Source organism: Streptomyces sp. MnatMP-M17, from assembly GCF_900091995.1.
Lineage (GTDB): Bacteria > Actinomycetota > Actinomycetes > Streptomycetales > Streptomycetaceae > Streptomyces.
Map to the genome: position 1 here is coordinate 1 of NZ_FMDK01001265.1, position 2,186 is coordinate 2,186.

Here is a 2,186-nt window from a genome sequence, read left to right on the forward strand (position 1 = left end):
GTTCACGGCGCGTACACCGAAGAAGAGATTGTCCTTGGAGAGATCCACGGTGTGGCTCGTCGCGCCGTCGGCCTCGGCCAGATGGGTCCACTCCGGCGCCGTCGTCTCGCGCCACACCACCTCGTACCCGGTCAGATCGGTCTCCGTGCCCGCGTCCCACACCAGTTCGGTGGCGTTGGTCAGCGTGCTGGTGACGATCTTCACTCCGCGCGGAGTGGCAGGAGCCTGTGCGAGCGTCCACAGGGCCGCGCCATTGACGCGTGCCACCCGGGCGATATACCCGAAGTCGCAGAACTCGGGCAGATCGCCGTACTGGCGGCCGTCCTCCACCCGTACGTCCTGGTGCTGATGGGCGAAGTCCTCGGTCGGCTCGGTGAACCGGGCCGCCGCGTAGCCGCGTTCGAGGAAGGGAATGTGGTCGCCGCCACGCAGATAGCGGTCACGGCGGTAGATCACCCGGACATTCATGCCCGTGGCGTCGTTGTTCGCGACATCGCGGACGAACCGCGCGAGCTGACGCGTCGGTGAGTCGTTCTCGCCGCCGACCGAGCGGCGGACATTGGCCTCCGCCGGTGTCTCGGCGGTGGGCACGCCCTCGGCGAAGAGCCGCACGGTGTACGGGTCGCGGGTGCCGTCGTCGGCCTTGGGGCTGCCGACGATGTCGTTGGTGAACATGGCCAGGACATTCGAACCTGTGGCCTTGAACTGCTCCGCCATATGGGCGGCTCCGTACAGCCCTTGCTCCTCGCCCGCGACGGCCGCGAAGACGATGGTCGCGGCCGGGCGGCGGCGCGCCATGACGCGCGCCAGCTCCATGGCCACCGCGACACCGGAGGCGTCGTCGTCGGCGCCCGGCGCGTCGCTGACGGCGTCCATGACATCGGAGGCACGGGAGTCGTAGTGGCCGGAGACGACATAGACACGGTCGGGATCGACCGAGCCGCGCAGCGTCGCGACGACATTGGTGATACGGGTCGCCACCGGGATCCGGGAGGCGGGTTCCTGTATGTACGACTGGAGTTCGACGGTCATCCGGCCGCCGGATGCCGCCGCGTACCGCTTGAGTTCCTCGTATATCCAGTCCCTGGCGGCACCGATACCGCGCTCGGGATCGTCCTGGGTGGAGAGCGTGTGGCGCGTTCCGAACGCGGCGAGCCGGCGTACGGTCGCCTCGATCCGGTCGCGGTCGATCTCCTTGAGCAGTTCCCGCAACTCCCGGCCCGGAGCCTGGGCGGTGGCGGCACGGTCTTCCTTCTCCCGCCCGGCCGGGGCCGCCACGGGAGCGGCCTGGGCCACCGCCGGCACGCCGACCACGGCGGTCGCGACGGTGGCTGACAGGACGGCTCTCCGGGGCATGCCTGTGGGGTGCTGGGGCATGACGGGTCCCTTCTATGGCTGCGTCGGTGATATGACACTGGCGCTCCATGGTCATGGACAGGCCAACCGTGCACAAGGAGGCCCTGGGGCCGCCCTGTGGCGGCAACTGGCCCGGCTCGTGCGGTACTTGACAAGGTCTAGACCTTCCCTTTCAATCCAAGCGAAACCGTCAGAGGCGCCGTCGGCGCGAAGAGGGGAAAGCAACCGCAGATGCCAGGAAAAACCTTCAGAGGTCTCTCGCTCGCGCGCTCCGCAGTGGTCCTCGCTGTCGGCGCGCTTCTCGCCACCCTGTTCGCCGTGCCCGCCTCCGCCGCCGACCCGGTCGGCCGGATCACCGGTCTGGGCGGCAAGTGCGTGGACGTCGCCGGTGCGAGCAACGCGAACGGCACTCCCGTACAGCTCTACGACTGCAACGGCAGCAGCGCCCAGAACTGGACCGTCGCCAGTGACGGCACGCTGCGCGCGCTGGGCAAATGCCTGGACATCGTCGACCGCAGCACCGCCGACGGCGCGGCCGTACAGCTCTGGGACTGCGGCGGCGGCGCGAACCAGCAGTGGGTCGTCAACTCCGCCCGGGACATCGTCAATCCGCAGGCGAACAAGTGTCTGGACGTCAGGGACCGCAGCACCGCCAACGGAACCCGGCTCCAGATCTGGACCTGTACGGGACAGACGAACCAGAAGTGGACGGCGGCCGGCACCAGTGGCGGCGGCAACCCGTCACCGTCGGGCTTCGTCGTCAGCGAGTCCCAGTTCAACCAGATGTTCCCGAGCCGGAATTCCTTCTACACGTACAGTGGGCTGACGGC

The 2,186-nt window shown here is 68.7% G+C and carries 2 protein-coding genes; one reads left to right on the top strand and one right to left on the bottom strand.

What is annotated here, in order from left to right; genetic code table 11:
• A partial coding sequence (locus GA0115259_RS38435; RefSeq protein ID WP_237540792.1) for a M20/M25/M40 family metallo-hydrolase occupies positions 1 to 1,356 on the bottom strand: 1,356 nt, incomplete at its 3' end.
• A 231-nt stretch (positions 1,357 to 1,587) separates the two neighbouring features.
• Here GA0115259_RS38435 and GA0115259_RS38440 point away from each other — a divergent pair.
• The coding region (locus GA0115259_RS38440; protein WP_141716905.1) for a ricin-type beta-trefoil lectin domain protein at positions 1,588 to 2,186 on the top strand (599 nt) is incomplete at its 3' end.